Below are 13299 nucleotides of genomic sequence, written 5' to 3'. Positions count from 1 at the left end.
TTATCCATCCAATATCCCTGTATAAAGCCGGATCTGCTTGCCGTGACATCGCCACGGTTTGTTTTCCTGTGCAAAGTTACGGTGGACGAACACCGTTCAAGTATCGCCGTGCTACCTCTGATGAAATTTGACGGAAACTTTCCGCAATCACAGATTCCGGCTTTTCATAAAATTTCATTCCCGGTTCCTTGCCCTCTGTTCTTGCCTCCCCCGTTTGAGCCGCACGTAAAACAAACCCTTACGGTGAAGTCAGAAGGCTTCAAAGGCAGGGAAATTAAATAATTGAAATATGAAAGTGATATGTACGAAATGCGGAGGTATGAATGTGGCGTGTGAAGCCATGATTAACCCCAATGACAAATCTTTCCGTAATTATACGGACGAAGCATTTATTTACGGATGGTGTGATGACTGCGGCAACGGTGTTGTCCTCTCTGATGTCGATGAAATCAAAGAGGATATTGACAAACTCTATGCAAATTTTTGTGCCGAGCATGGAACAGAGCCGCTTTATGCGATGTGTGAAATCGTGTGGAAAGATGAAAAATTTATTGAGCCGTCCCCTGTAACCGTAAAGTTGTCCTCAGATGCGGACGATGCCACTGATGAAAAGATATTCTTCTATTGCGATGGTATCGAAGACCTTAAATCTCTCGCTGTATTTGGAGTGGAAGATTTCGTCATTACATCCTGCAACTATTTAACCAATGAATTATAACAAGATGAATAAGTACAACTGGAAAGGCTATGATTTTATAGGGACAGTACCCGAATTTGCAGAAAAGTTCGGGTACTGCAAGACCCCTACTTTTGTCAATGCAGTAAAAAGAGTTCCACGGCACAAATACAACTGCATGGACGCAGTGGAGCAAAGAGCCTATGAGGAAAAGCGCAAACGTGCGAAGCGAGCCTACTGCATCTATATGAACGAAGAGATGACTGACAGCTACATCATCACGAAAGAGGAGTATATGGCAACAAACCTCCCAATAAAGGAGAAGCGTCACGAACCATTCTTGCTCTCGTATCGTAACAGGGTATTGCCATATAACTTCATCGGAAACAGCCATGATGAAATCCCTGTCAAATCCGCCATGGTGAAATACTCTGCCGAAGCTGTGAAATTCGCCGAACAACTTTTGCTTGCCGCAGGATATTTCAACGGAAGCGACCCTGTGGAAAAGCCATCGGTAAAGGTAAACTACACTTCGCTATACCTGACTTATGCCAACGGCATCAGCATTACATTTGATTCCGAACGGAACCATGACGGAGTGGGCAACTGCCATCTGGAGGTTATAGACTTTAACGGAGAAAGGATTTACAACGGCTGGCGGAGATTAAGCAGCGTCGATGAAATCCTACACTATACCACCATAAACAAGGACAGCAAAGACGCCTCTTGCTATTTGGGGTGACAATGACGGACAGGCAGGGAAGCCCCTGCCTGTTTTCTTAAATCATCCGTTGCCATTTCTCTTGTATTCCACGGAGTTCACCTGTGGTTATATCTACGATTTCCTGTTATAGCCATACATGACAGTCCATTTATATAGTCAACTCCGTCCTTTTCTATTTTGGATTTATCAATTCCTGCTTGTCGGTCGGGGTTACAGAATATTACGGTGCAAAGGTAGAAGCCGCTGTCAGATCGTCAAGGTCTGGCACACGGTGTTTGTCACTGCAAGATGGAGACTCCGCTCTATCTTTCCCTCCAAAACCTTGCCTTGTCTGCCATGCGCCACCTTTACAGGCACTGTAATATTCAAAATCCCGACGCACAAGCGAAAAGGCAGGGATAAAAACCAATAACTTTAACACAGACAAAACCATGTATGAGACAGAAGAAACATCGGACATCATCGGCGCATACTGCACGCTTATAGAGGACTATCAAGGCATCTGTGACGGTCAGATTGTTGGAGATTACGGCACAGAGGTCGTAGTACGGCTTTCAAACGGCATAGAGATGGCAACCCATCGGGACGAAGTGATTGTTTTCGATTGACACGTGCCAATGTATGGATGCGGCAATCCGGGCAACATGCTCGGATTGTACCGTCCTGGTATTTCCTGTTATATTTCTTTTTTGAAGGCCTCCCTTTATATTCCACCAGATACGGTTACTGTAAGATTTCCTTTTTTATCTTACAATCCCTTTGTTAATGGCAGACTGTTTCGCCGATGCAGTCAGTCCGTGCCCTCCTTGGAGACACGCCTGGAGCGTGCATTTCCTTTTTGGGCTTGCTCTTTCTGCTTTTGCCGGATTTATTCTGTCAGCGGTTAGCCGGATGCGGCAAAGACTGCGGCACTTCATCCGTCATCTTTCCAATCATCCATTATCCGTATGGACATCGACCATGGGCCAGCCATTCTTGAGAAGCGGTCAATACGTCCACGTACAGCCGCACTCACATACACAGCCACGAGGCGGTCTCTTTGCTGTCGGTACTGCGTCAAAATGAAAGGAACGTGCAATATTCGGTTTCCGAGTTTATGCGGAAGTCGCCATGACGTACAGCCAACCGGTAAAGTATGGTGTCGCCAAGTCACCACAACAGTGTTACGGCGAGTCATACACACTTATTTTTCCTGATGCGAAGTTATGATCATGGCGGAGCTTTGGCTCCTACGGGACGGACATTGCCTTTGACCAACGGCTTTCAACAAATCTTCCTTTTTCTTTTCACAGGCTCAACAAAAAGAGTATTTGCCGAACCTTCCGCTGGTGCTACCCTATGCCCATGTCATCTTTTTGCATCGTAAAAATTAAATGTTTAACTCTTTAATACTTAAAGTTATGGCAACTTCAACAAACAACACCAACTCTTTCAACCTCAGTGGCTTCGTAGCCGTCAACGCAAACATCCGCAACTTCGAGAAGAACTCGGTTGCCCGTTTCCCCCTCTCCATCAGCCGCACGGAAACCAACGGTGACGAGACCACCCGCAAGTCGGCCCTTGTAAACTGCGAGTGCTGGCGCAAGTCCGAAGAGGCATCGACCTTCGAGCTTCTCAAGAAAGGCAAGCTCGTCCAGGTTTCAGGCTTCATCCGTCCGGAAGAATGGACATCGGAAGACGGAACCAAGCACAGCCGCATCGTCTTCGTCGCCACATCCGTCAGCGAACTGTCCACCGAAAAGAAAACCGATGGCAAAAAGCCGGCGAAAGGCAAGACTTCCAAGAAGAAGGCTGCGTGACGCTTCCAAACCTCTCTTCTCAAAAGACGGCTACGGCCGTCTTTTCTTTTGCTCACCGGCTGCGGTCAAGCCCTTTATATATTCTGGCTGTCACCGGTTGTAAATCCCAATCACCAGTTATATCTCATTGTTCATCCGGCGGCCGGTCATCCGTTTTCTGCGGCGAATTTGGAGGTGGCAGGGCAAACATCAAGGCACACTCCGTTCTGAAGGCCTTGCCTAATTCCCCTTATGGCCACCATCCCCTCAATGCCGCAAGAAAACAGGAATGGCCGATCCGCAAGCCGGGCTAAGGCAGGGAAAAGGTCATCCCACAAGTCTAACAGTTAAATTCAAAAGAAAATGGAAAAGAGCATCGAAAAAATCCCGACCTACGCATTGCCTTATCTGGTGAATGGCGATGCAAGTAACCTGAACGCTGACGAGATTAAGCAGATTGACGACATCTGCCGCGAACAGGGCATCGAAGTCGTCGTCCCCATCACAGAAAGCGAAGAAGGAGGCGCAGAACCGTATTTCAGCAGCGTCCCTTTGTTCGGGCAGCCGACCGAAGTGGAGGATTGCATCATTATCTATAAAAATAATGATTAGTGCCATGAATACAGATGACCGCAACATCGTGTTCAGCAAAGCCACGCTGGATGAGATAAGGCAGGATGGGCAAACCGTCCTGTCAAGCAGTGACGGTGTTTCTATTCCGATGATATTCCGAAATCTTAGCGGTAAGAACTTTTCGAGAGCGGAATACCTGGACTACCTCAAACACGTGGCATACGGTGATATGGGTTTCGTTCCCGGCACAATCACGTTGTGGCATGGCGGGATTCTGACAGCGGAAGCTGTACTGGAGAAACCGGCATACTGACAATCAAACCTCTAAAATTGTTGATTATGGAAAAAGAAAAACTGACAGCCCATGACGAGGAACTGATAGAACTCGCATACTCCACGACCTACCGCAGCAGCATCCGCACGATGATACGGGAAGCTGATACAGAACGATGCCGTATAGTCCTACGGCACATCATGGAAGATGCCGATGTGGATTGGGAAGATTGAGCATGACAGAGGGACTGCTGACATCCGGCAGTCCTTTTCCATGCGAAATCCATTTATAGCAGACATGATGTCCTTGAACTTGCCTTTTATAAGGTTTCGTCAACGCTGGCGAGCCACTGGGACATCCGACGCTGCCAGTCACGCTGACACCCTGCATTACGTTCAAGTCCGAGCGGCCTCCGGCACAGGGCGAGCGTGGGCCGGCAGAGTGTGTCATGCTTCCACACACAGCCTGTCGGTGACACCCACGGTTCGCTCTTCACCCCGACTTACCCTCCACTCCGGGCTGTCGTGCCTGTGCTACGGCCAGTCCCGTGACCTTCGCCTGCTTACTCTTATAGCAATTTAGGAGCCTTTTATAATGACGCTTGTCCGACATGGCCGATACTCCCTTTATAATCTTTGGTAACGCTGGCGGATCGCAGGGACACCCGATGCTGCCAGTCACGCCGACACCCTGTATTACGTTCAAGTCCGGGCGGTCTCCGTCACAGGGCGAGTGTGGGCCGGCAGAGTGTGTCATGCTTCCACACACAGCCTGTCAATGACACCCACAGTTCGCTCTTTGCCCCAACTTTACCTTCATTTCGGGATGCGTGCCTATGTTGCAGCAGGTCCCGCGATTTCCGCCGCCACCCTTTATAAATACTCACCGCCATTTTTAGAAAATTCTTTTCTGTTCGGAACCGTCACTACCTGTGGTTATCGGCGCGAAGTTCGGCATCCGGGCTTATATGCCAAGGTTGTACGGAGTTTCTGCGAGATTTTACTGCCGTGCGGTAAAATCATCTTGAAAACCTTGTCCCTAAAGCCTCTTAGATGCCCCTGTGTTGCGCAGATAACCACCTTGCGGACGGCTCCTGAAGGAGCAGGAAGTAAGGGAAGAAATAAATCTTCAACATTAAGGTCAGATATGAGATACAACAAGAAAAAGGCATTAGCCGACAATGTGAACGCCATTGAGACAGCGTTGGCGGTACACAGTCAGGGCAGACAAGCCACTGACAGCGAGAAAAAGACATTAGCCCTTTATTCGGGTTTCGGAGGTATCAAAGAGGTGCTGAACATCGGCACGGATAAACCCATGCCCGACGGCATGGCAGAGCCTATGATGCGGTTACAGGAACTCTTGCAGAAATTCGCAGACGGCAAGGAAGCGGAATATAAGGCATTGGTTGACGGAATAAAGGCATCCGTGCTGACTGCTTTTTACACTCCGCAATTCATCATTGACACCGTGGCAGCGCAGATACACACCATCTTCAGCGACAACGGTATGCGGATGCGTTCTTTTCTTGAGCCAAGCGCAGGGATTGGTGGCTTTTTGAAAACAGCCATGCAGGGAGCAAACACATACGCTTTTGAGAAAGACCCCATGACAGGACTTATCCTGTCGCTTCTCAATGACAAGACAACTACCGTCACGGCAGGGTTTGAGACTATCGGGGAGCAAGACCTACAGGACAAGGGCTTTGATGTCATTGCCTCCAACATTCCGTTTGGCAATTTCCGTGTGTTCGATGCCGACATGTGGAAAAAGGGCGGCATATACGAGCAATCCACCAAGACCATACACAACTACTTTTTTATAAAGTCAATGGAACTGCTCAATGAGGGCGGCATACTTGCCTTTGTGACCTCAAGGGGCATAGCTGACACTCCGGGCAACAAATTTGTTCGTGAGTATCTTGTGAACCATGCCGACCTAATCACGGCATTACGGCTTCCCGACAATATCTTCATGGAAACAGGCGGCATCGAGGTAGGCACAGACCTGTTGGTATTCCAGAAGCACACAAGGAAAACAACCCTGTCACAGCGTGAGAGGCTGTTTGTTCAGACCGCCAAAGAAAACGGAGCGGACGGCATAGTAACGGAATATGCCAACAAACTTTTCGCACAGCCCAAGACCGCACTCGCCACTGACAGCCGTATCGCCATGAACCAGTTTGGGAAATATGTAAGGAAATACCAGTGGCAGGGCGAGGAAGCGATGATGCGGCAATACTTCTCCGCATTGCTCAAAATGGATTTCGACCGTTTCTTCCATAAGAGCCTTTTCCTTAATGACGGACAGGACGCACAGGGGCAAATGTCGCTTTTTGACCTTTTCGGTGAGGAAATCACACCGCAACCGAAAGACAGGGGCAAACGTGCATATACCGACAAAGTGGCATGGTGGATGAAAGACGGAGCAATGGTGATGTTTGAGGAACAGCTCGGCAACCTCAAGATGCGCAAGTCAAGCCGTTATGCTGATGTTGCGGTGGATTTTGTGCCTATGGCTGACATTGAAGCGGCGAAAGAAAGGGCAAATGACTATTTCCCCATCCGTGAAACCTATTTTGAACTGTCATACAAAGAGCGTGAGAAAGAACAGGAATACCCCGAATTGAGGGAACGTCTTAATGCGCTATATGACAAGTTCACAGCCAAGTGGGGGCTGTTTCACGACAACGACAACAAGGAATTTATCATGCTTGACAGCCTCGGCATCGAGGTATTCACCATTGAAATGCAGTCGGGTGACACCATCGGCAAGGCTGACATCATGCGTGAGCCTGTGGCATTCAAGAAGATAGATGCCATGACCGTGCTTTCCCCCATGGAAGCGTTGGCGACAAGCCTCAATTTTTACGGCAAGGTGGATATGCCGTTTATCGCCCGAAGCTCGGACAGAAGCGAGACGGATGCCATAAATGACCTAAAGGGCGAGATATTCTATAACCCCATATCGGGAGAATGGGAGAACAAAGGGAAATTCATTGCCGGGAATGTGATTGCAAAACACAAGGAAATCATGTCATTGCTGCAGGAACTTGACGGAAACGAAAAGGAGTATGCGGAAACCTCGCTGAAAGCATTGGAGGAAGCGACCCCCGAAGCAATCCCCTATGAGGAACTGGATATAAATATGGGTGAGCGTTGGATTGACTCAAGCCTGTATGCCGCTTTCGCAAAAGAACTTTTCGAGACCGATACAACGGTTATGTATTTCGATGTGAACGACACCTATGTTGTTTCCTTGCAGGGATATTCAGCTGTAGCCTATCACACCTATTCTGTCCGCAACTATAACGGTGAAGACTTGTTTGTCCATGCCCTGCAGGACACCGTGCCCGAAATCACAAAAGAGGTGTACCGCAAAGGTGACAAGGTGCGTGTGCCGGACGAGGAAGCCATACAGGAAGCGGCTACCAAGATACAGGAAATCCGCAGCAAGTTCAATGCATGGCTTGACAGCCAGCCCATAGAGGTGCGTGATAACCTTGTGAGAGCCTACAACGAGCGGTTTAACTGTTATGTCCGTCCGCATTATGACGGCTCGGCGCAGACATTCCCCGGTCTCTCGTTTGAACAGTTCCCTTACGATGACCTCTATTCCTCACAAAAGGATGCTATCTGGATGATTAAGCAGAACGGCGGCGGCATCTGCTGGCATGAGGTCGGTACAGGAAAGACCATGATAATGTGCGTAGCCGCATACGAAATGAAACGTCTCGGACTTGTTCGCAAGCCTATCATTATAGGGTTGAAAGCCAACGTGCATGAAATAGCCGACACTTTCAGAAAGGCTTATCCGTCAGCGAAGATACTCTATCCGGGCAAAGAGGATTTCACTCCAGCCAACCGTAAAGAGGTGTTCTCAAAAATCCAAAACAATAACTGGGACTGCATCATTCTCACACACGACCAGTTTGCCAAGATACCGCAGTCAGATGAAACGATGTTTGAGATATTTTCGGAAGAACTGCAGGATGTCGAGCGTAGCCTTGAGGTATTGGAGGAAAGCACCATGCGCTACCGAAGTGGCAGGATGCAGAGCGGATTGGAGAAACGCCAACAGAACCTACAGGCGAAACTCGCCAACCTGCGCATGAGCATCAACAGCCGCAAGGATGATACGGTCGATTTCCACTCCATGGGAATAGACCATATTTTCGTGGACGAGTGCCACATGTTCAAGAACTTAATGTTTCAGACACGCCACACGAGGGTTGCAGGCATCGGAAACACGAAAGGCTCACAAAGGGCAGCGAACCTGCTTTTCGCAATTCGTGACATACAGAAGCGGACAGGGCACGATTTGGGTGCGACATTCCTGTCGGGTACTGTCGTAGTCAATGCCCTTACAGAGCTTTATGTGATGTTCAAGTATCTGCGTCCTGATGAACTGAAACGGCAGAGGATAAGCTGCTTTGACGCATGGGCGGCAATATTCACCAAGAAATGCGCCGACTACGAGCTGAACGTGACAGGAAACATCAAACGCAAAGAGCGTTTCCGCACCTACATCAAAGTGCCGGAACTCGCCGCTTTCCTGCGTGAGATAACGGACTACCGCACAGCCGACATGATTAACCTCGATGTGCCGGAGAAGAACGTGCGCTTCCTTTCCCATGCCCCGACCATGGCACAGGAAGAAATGATAGGGCGTCTTGTATCATTCGCCAGTTCCGGAAATTGGACGGATCTGGGGCTTGACATTCCCGAACCGGACAATCTCGACAAGGCGAAAATGCTTATCGCTACCAACGTGGCAAGAAAAATGGCTCTTGACATGAGGCTGCTCGGCGACAAATTCCTTGACGATGAAAACAACAAGGCTTCCATCTGCGCAAGGACGGTCTATGACTACTATGTGCGCTCAAACGCAAACCGTGGCACACAGTTCGTTTTCAGCGACCTTTCCACCTACAAGCCTAATGAGTGGAACATCTATTGCGACATAAAGGAGAAACTGATAATGCTCGGCATCCCTGCAGGTGAGATACAGTTTATCCAGTGCGCCACCACCGAGAGGGCGAGGAAACGGCTGTTTGACGATATGAACACAGGCAGGGTACGTGTGCTTTTCGGCTCTACATCCATGTTGGGTACAGGTGTAAACGCCCAGCAGAGGGCTGTTGCGGTGCATCACCTTGAGATACCTTGGCGACCTGCCGACATGGAACAGCGCAACGGTCGGGCGGTACGCAAGGGCAACACCGTGAAGCTGTGGGGAAACAATACCGTGGATGTGGTAATCTATGGTACAGAAAAGACACTTGATGCCTACAAGTTCAACCTCTTAAAGAACAAGCAAATGTTTATCAATCAGATAAACAATGGCACGATAGCCGTGCGCCGCATCGACGAGGACAGCATGGACGAGGACAACGGCATGAACTTTGCGGAGTTCGTGGCAATCCTTTCGGGAAATACCGACCTGCTGAACAAGGCGAAGCTCGACAATAAAATCATGCAGCTTGAAAAGGAGTTTGCCATATTCAAGAAAGAGCGCGGACGTGCGGAGCGCAAGATTGCGCAGAACGGACAGGACACGGAAAAAGCGGCATCCTTTATTCAGCGTATGGAAGATGACCTTGAGTATGTGGCATCATACAGCGGCGACAAAATCGCTTCCCTGCTCTCGACCGGCGAGGACACGGCGGAAAAGACAGGCCGTGAGCTTCACAGGATAGCAAAGGCATATCGGGGGAACGCCTATACCGTCATAGGCTCATACATGGGGCTTGACCTCTTGGTAAAGAGCGAGTACAACCTTGACGGCTCATTTGACCGCAACACTTTCTTTGTCGAGGGCAAAAGCGGTCTGAAATACCGTTACGGAATTTCCGGTGCATTGCCATTGGGCTTTGCAGACACGGCACTCTATCCGCAGACCACGCTTGACAAACTGCCCTCTATCATAAAGCAGCAGCGTGAGCGCATAGCCAAACTGGAAAGCGAGCTTCCCACATTACAGGCTATCGTCAGCCGCACATGGGGCAGACAGGATGAACTGACCGCACTCAAACAGGAATGTGACGAGTTGAAAAAGCGGATTGACGAGAGTCTTAAGGACAACAGACCGGAACAGGAAGAGGCGGAAACAGACATGCCTCCGATACCCGGCAGAAGAGCGACTGATTACGCTGCCTGATTACAATATAATTTCTGACCTTTCCCTCTGTTTGGTTGTGATAACCGGGCAGAGGGTTTCTTCTGTATAGAAAAAGATTGTCTCGGATGCTTCTCGGACTATAACCGGCATACCTATTATACATATCAGATACCCTCTTATCCACTGTCCACCGGTCCCTTTTTTACATAGTGGGAACCACCTGATCCTACTTGCCTTTTGTATGTAGAAGCACCTGTTATACTCATCTTTTTAGAGTATCTTTCCTTGAAAGCCGTCCGACCGTGGTTTACGGCGCGAAGTTCGGCATCCGGGAGCGATGTGCAAGGTCAGGCTTTGTTTCAGCGAGATTTTGCAGCATGGTGAAAAATCATCTTGAAAACCTTGCCTTTCGCCCCTTGACGATGCCATTGTTATGCGCAGATAAACCTCTTGCGGAAGGCTTCGGAAGGAAGATTCCAAGATAGGGAAATAAAAATTAAAACAAAATTCAGCGATGCGAACAAAAAGAATGACAGCAGAACAAGGCAGAAGATGTGGCATCAGCCGCTTCCCAAACTTCCATTGCACTGGCTCAATAAAGGGCATGAAGAAACTCTATTACGGAAATGATGCGCTTCTCGTAAGGTGTGGGCAGTATGTCTATAATGTGACAAGCGAGCCGTCAATATACAATCAAGCAACAATATAATTTCATACGGACATGAAACAGATAATATGGACAAGTGACTATCTTTTAGATGATAAAGCGAGAAAGGAATACGAGAACTCACAGCGTTACCTACTCGATGATGACGATTACAAAGTCAGCGATGCGGAATGGACAGAGGTTACCAACGATAATCTGACGGACGAGCGCATGAACCTTGACAAACAGATAGAAGGTGTTGTCATAGCATTTGCCGACCTCGGTTTATGGAACGGCAGACGGCAAGGGTACAAGATACTCGGACATAACATCAACGGCATATTCAACGTGTCGGAAGATGAAAACGAATGGTATGGTGACGGCTTCAACATCCGTGGCAGCCTCTCACATCATGACGGCACCCATTATGTACTTTACCGTGTGGCGAAAGACATTGACGAGGCGGAACGTATAGGTGAAATGATTTACAACCGTGAAATAGACGAAGCCGGCTTCCGCAAAAAAACACGCTCGCTTTATCCGTATGTAGCGGAGATTTATGGGTGGAAAACAGGACGTTTCAGAAGGGCTTTTCAAAAAGCGGTGTGACCGATGACACGCTGATTTCTCCATGAGGGGTTGTAAAAAATTCTTTATGGTGGAACGGCGTGCCGTCCTTTCCCTTTATATCTCCGTCTGCCATCCGACCTATTTATACGGAATATTCCCTTTTGTGACATAGGCTCCCCGCCCTGTAATAGCGGAATGTCTGTAAATTTCCAGCAAAACATCAGGAGCGAGGACCGAATGGCCGGCATCACGCTTCTTTCTTTTTTTGCAGGAAATCTTATCGGCAAACATGACACATGCCGTATGCTGACACAAACGGCAAGAGTCATTCTTCAGTTTGCCTGGCAGACCATCTTATTACCCACCCGTGCCTATGCCTTTCAAGTCGTCCATGCGGCCGATTCCTGTTTTTAGCCAACAGATTTCATGGTAAGAACTTGCCTTTAGTCAATAGCCACCTTATTTATCTCGGTCTGCAGTATATCGAGGAATTTTGCGGCATGGGCACCGTCCATCTGAGTGTGGTGGAATTGGAAAGATAAAGTCAACTTTGTTTTGAACCAACTCTTACGGTATCGCCCCCATATCATAAACGGATTGTTGAAGATACCACTATACATCCCCACGGCTCCGTCGATTGCATATTGGACCAATGCGGATGTGCCGATCACCATGCTGTCGGTTATATCATGATTCTCGCAAGTCTCCGCCACTTGTTGCGTCAGACGGAGATAATTGGCATTGAATTTAGCCACATCCGGAGAATATGGAATGTCGCATGAACTTACTTCTCCGGTCTTGTTGGCAACAATGGTATTGACCGCTATCGAATCATAGCGGACAAGTCTGTCGCCCACAGGAAGCATAAAGAACTCTTTTACCTGGCTTGCCGCTTTGCCGATACACCAGCAAAGCAGCATATTGAATTTCAAACCGCTTCGTTTACTGATTTTTCGCAATTTGCTGACATCTATGGTACGAAACAATGTAACCATAGGCATTGGGGCTTTCATCCACATTTCAAATGCGTATGCGCGGGTTGTCTCCGCAGGATTGACTTCTTGCATCATTTTTTTGATGCAAAGTTACGCTGACATTTTTGCATGGGATAGAAGAAAAGAGACATTCACACAGGATGGGTGAACAAATCGGAATATGGCTCACAATGGTTCAATAGTGATTTGGGTGTGTAGCCACTCATAACCTTGAAGTCCCGGATAAAATGCGACTGGTCGGTAAAACCGCAGTGGTAAGCTATATAGGCATAATCCCGTGAACCGCATTGCAACATCCTGAGCGATTTTTGAAATCTGACAATCCGGGCATATTCCTTCGGATTCATGCCCACCTGTTCACGAAACACACGTTCGTATTGTTTCTTGCTCAGACAAGCGTTGTCGGCAAGGATATTGATTGGAATGGCCGAGGTGTTCAATAGTTCCCTTATCGAATTGCCTATTCTTTGAATATTCAATGTCGGTTTTACTTTACCCAGCAGCCACCGTTCAAGGATGCCAAGGGATTCGTCACTACTTTGGCAATCGAATATCTTTGTGGCAATCTCGCTGAGCTGTCGGTTATCAATATCATATCCCGAAATCTCCCGGTTGTAAAAGGCAGATGGCGGTGTGTCTATGAACATCCCTATAGTATGCGGATAAAACACAGCCACAATCATGTCCAAATTTCCATCCGATTGAATATGTGACGGGAAATTCACTTGCCCACTTATAGTAAACCTGTTCTGGAGACTATTTAGTTCGGGAACATATAGTGGTGATTTGCGGTGGAATATAATCTGAGGACAACCAATGGGAAATGTCAGGACACTGAACGGCTCATCGTCCTCCAGCATCCAGTAATAACGCACATACGGGCGTAACTCTTGTTTCGGTTGGATAATCCTCATGACATACGTGTTTTGTATGTGAATACTGT

12 protein-coding genes are annotated in these 13299 nt (G+C 48.2%); 10 read left to right on the top strand and 2 right to left on the bottom strand.

What is annotated here, in order from left to right; genetic code table 11:
- Nucleotides 1-289: 289 nt before the first annotated feature.
- The 10 genes from E5358_RS08270 (at nucleotide 290) to E5358_RS08230 (ending at nucleotide 11400) form a co-directional block, all read left to right on the top strand.
- Nucleotides 290-718 (top strand): hypothetical protein, encoded by a 429-nt coding sequence (locus E5358_RS08270; protein ID WP_246863805.1) that lies wholly within the window; start codon nucleotides 290-292, stop codon nucleotides 716-718.
- A gap of 4 nt (nucleotides 719-722) precedes the next feature.
- Nucleotides 723-1418, top strand: a complete 696-nt coding sequence (locus E5358_RS08265) for a hypothetical protein (RefSeq protein ID WP_260403680.1) — start codon at nucleotides 723-725, stop codon at nucleotides 1416-1418.
- A 413-nt stretch (nucleotides 1419-1831) separates the two neighbouring features.
- Nucleotides 1832-2008 (top strand): ribonuclease P, encoded by a 177-nt coding sequence (locus E5358_RS08260; protein WP_094401811.1) that lies wholly within the window; start codon nucleotides 1832-1834, stop codon nucleotides 2006-2008.
- A 792-nt stretch (nucleotides 2009-2800) separates the two neighbouring features.
- A complete protein-coding gene (locus tag E5358_RS08255; protein ID WP_094401813.1) occupies nucleotides 2801-3199 on the top strand; it encodes a single-stranded DNA-binding protein in 399 nt (132 codons plus the stop codon).
- Nucleotides 3200-3541: 342 nt separating this feature from the next.
- Entirely contained in the window at nucleotides 3542-3790 is a 249-nt protein-coding gene (locus tag E5358_RS08250) for a DUF6926 domain-containing protein (RefSeq protein WP_094401911.1), read from the top strand.
- Nucleotides 3791-3794: 4 nt separating this feature from the next.
- Nucleotides 3795-4064, top strand: a complete 270-nt coding sequence (locus tag E5358_RS08245; RefSeq protein ID WP_123482809.1) for a DUF7688 family protein — start codon at nucleotides 3795-3797, stop codon at nucleotides 4062-4064.
- A 26-nt stretch (nucleotides 4065-4090) separates the two neighbouring features.
- Nucleotides 4091-4258, top strand: coding sequence for a hypothetical protein (locus tag E5358_RS15100; RefSeq protein WP_160246875.1), 168 nt, complete (start codon nucleotides 4091-4093; stop codon nucleotides 4256-4258).
- A 913-nt stretch (nucleotides 4259-5171) separates the two neighbouring features.
- The gene (locus E5358_RS08240; RefSeq protein WP_135939737.1) at nucleotides 5172-10184 is read left to right on the top strand and encodes an N-6 DNA methylase; all 5013 of its coding nucleotides are present in this window, start codon (nucleotides 5172-5174) and stop codon (nucleotides 10182-10184) included.
- A gap of 475 nt (nucleotides 10185-10659) precedes the next feature.
- Nucleotides 10660-10854, top strand: coding sequence for a hypothetical protein (locus tag E5358_RS08235; protein ID WP_123482741.1), 195 nt, complete (start codon nucleotides 10660-10662; stop codon nucleotides 10852-10854).
- Between the two features lie 12 nt (nucleotides 10855-10866).
- Complete coding sequence (locus tag E5358_RS08230) at nucleotides 10867-11400, top strand: hypothetical protein (protein WP_123482742.1); 534 nt, start codon at nucleotides 10867-10869, stop codon at nucleotides 11398-11400.
- Nucleotides 11401-11804: 404 nt separating this feature from the next.
- On the opposite strand, the gene E5358_RS08225 is transcribed toward E5358_RS08230, so the two are convergent.
- Together E5358_RS08225 and E5358_RS08220 are read right to left on the bottom strand one after the other, a co-directional pair.
- Nucleotides 11805-12428, bottom strand: a complete 624-nt coding sequence (locus E5358_RS08225; protein WP_123482810.1) for a CatA-like O-acetyltransferase, family 2 — start codon at nucleotides 12426-12428, stop codon at nucleotides 11805-11807.
- A gap of 59 nt (nucleotides 12429-12487) precedes the next feature.
- Nucleotides 12488-13270 carry a helix-turn-helix transcriptional regulator gene (locus tag E5358_RS08220; protein WP_123482743.1) on the bottom strand — a complete coding sequence of 261 codons (783 nt, stop codon included), beginning with the start codon at nucleotides 13268-13270 and terminating at the stop codon, nucleotides 12488-12490.
- Nucleotides 13271-13299 lie beyond the last annotated feature (29 nt).

The sequence above is a fragment of the Palleniella muris genome, assembly GCF_004792655.1.
Classification (GTDB): domain Bacteria; phylum Bacteroidota; class Bacteroidia; order Bacteroidales; family Bacteroidaceae; genus Prevotella; species Prevotella muris_A.
The sequence above is the reverse complement of the archived record's forward strand: the minus strand, read 5'-3'. Positions and strand labels throughout refer to the sequence as shown.

Coding starts and splice junctions, on each gene's coding strand:
- E5358_RS08240 (WP_135939737.1), top strand. CDS start 5,172: ATGAGATACAACAAGAAAAAGGCATTAGCCGACAATGTGAACGCCATT.
- E5358_RS08260 (WP_094401811.1), top strand. CDS start 1,832: ATGTATGAGACAGAAGAAACATCGGACATCATCGGCGCATACTGCACG.
- E5358_RS08250 (WP_094401911.1), top strand. CDS start 3,542: ATGGAAAAGAGCATCGAAAAAATCCCGACCTACGCATTGCCTTATCTG.
- E5358_RS08225 (WP_123482810.1), bottom strand. CDS start 12,428: ATGCAAGAAGTCAATCCTGCGGAGACAACCCGCGCATACGCATTTGAA.
- E5358_RS08265 (WP_260403680.1), top strand. CDS start 723: ATGAATAAGTACAACTGGAAAGGCTATGATTTTATAGGGACAGTACCC.
- E5358_RS15100 (WP_160246875.1), top strand. CDS start 4,091: ATGGAAAAAGAAAAACTGACAGCCCATGACGAGGAACTGATAGAACTC.
- E5358_RS08230 (WP_123482742.1), top strand. CDS start 10,867: ATGAAACAGATAATATGGACAAGTGACTATCTTTTAGATGATAAAGCG.
- E5358_RS08270 (WP_246863805.1), top strand. CDS start 290: ATGAAAGTGATATGTACGAAATGCGGAGGTATGAATGTGGCGTGTGAA.
- E5358_RS08235 (WP_123482741.1), top strand. CDS start 10,660: ATGCGAACAAAAAGAATGACAGCAGAACAAGGCAGAAGATGTGGCATC.
- E5358_RS08255 (WP_094401813.1), top strand. CDS start 2,801: ATGGCAACTTCAACAAACAACACCAACTCTTTCAACCTCAGTGGCTTC.
- E5358_RS08220 (WP_123482743.1), bottom strand. CDS start 13,270: ATGAGGATTATCCAACCGAAACAAGAGTTACGCCCGTATGTGCGTTAT.
- E5358_RS08245 (WP_123482809.1), top strand. CDS start 3,795: ATGAATACAGATGACCGCAACATCGTGTTCAGCAAAGCCACGCTGGAT.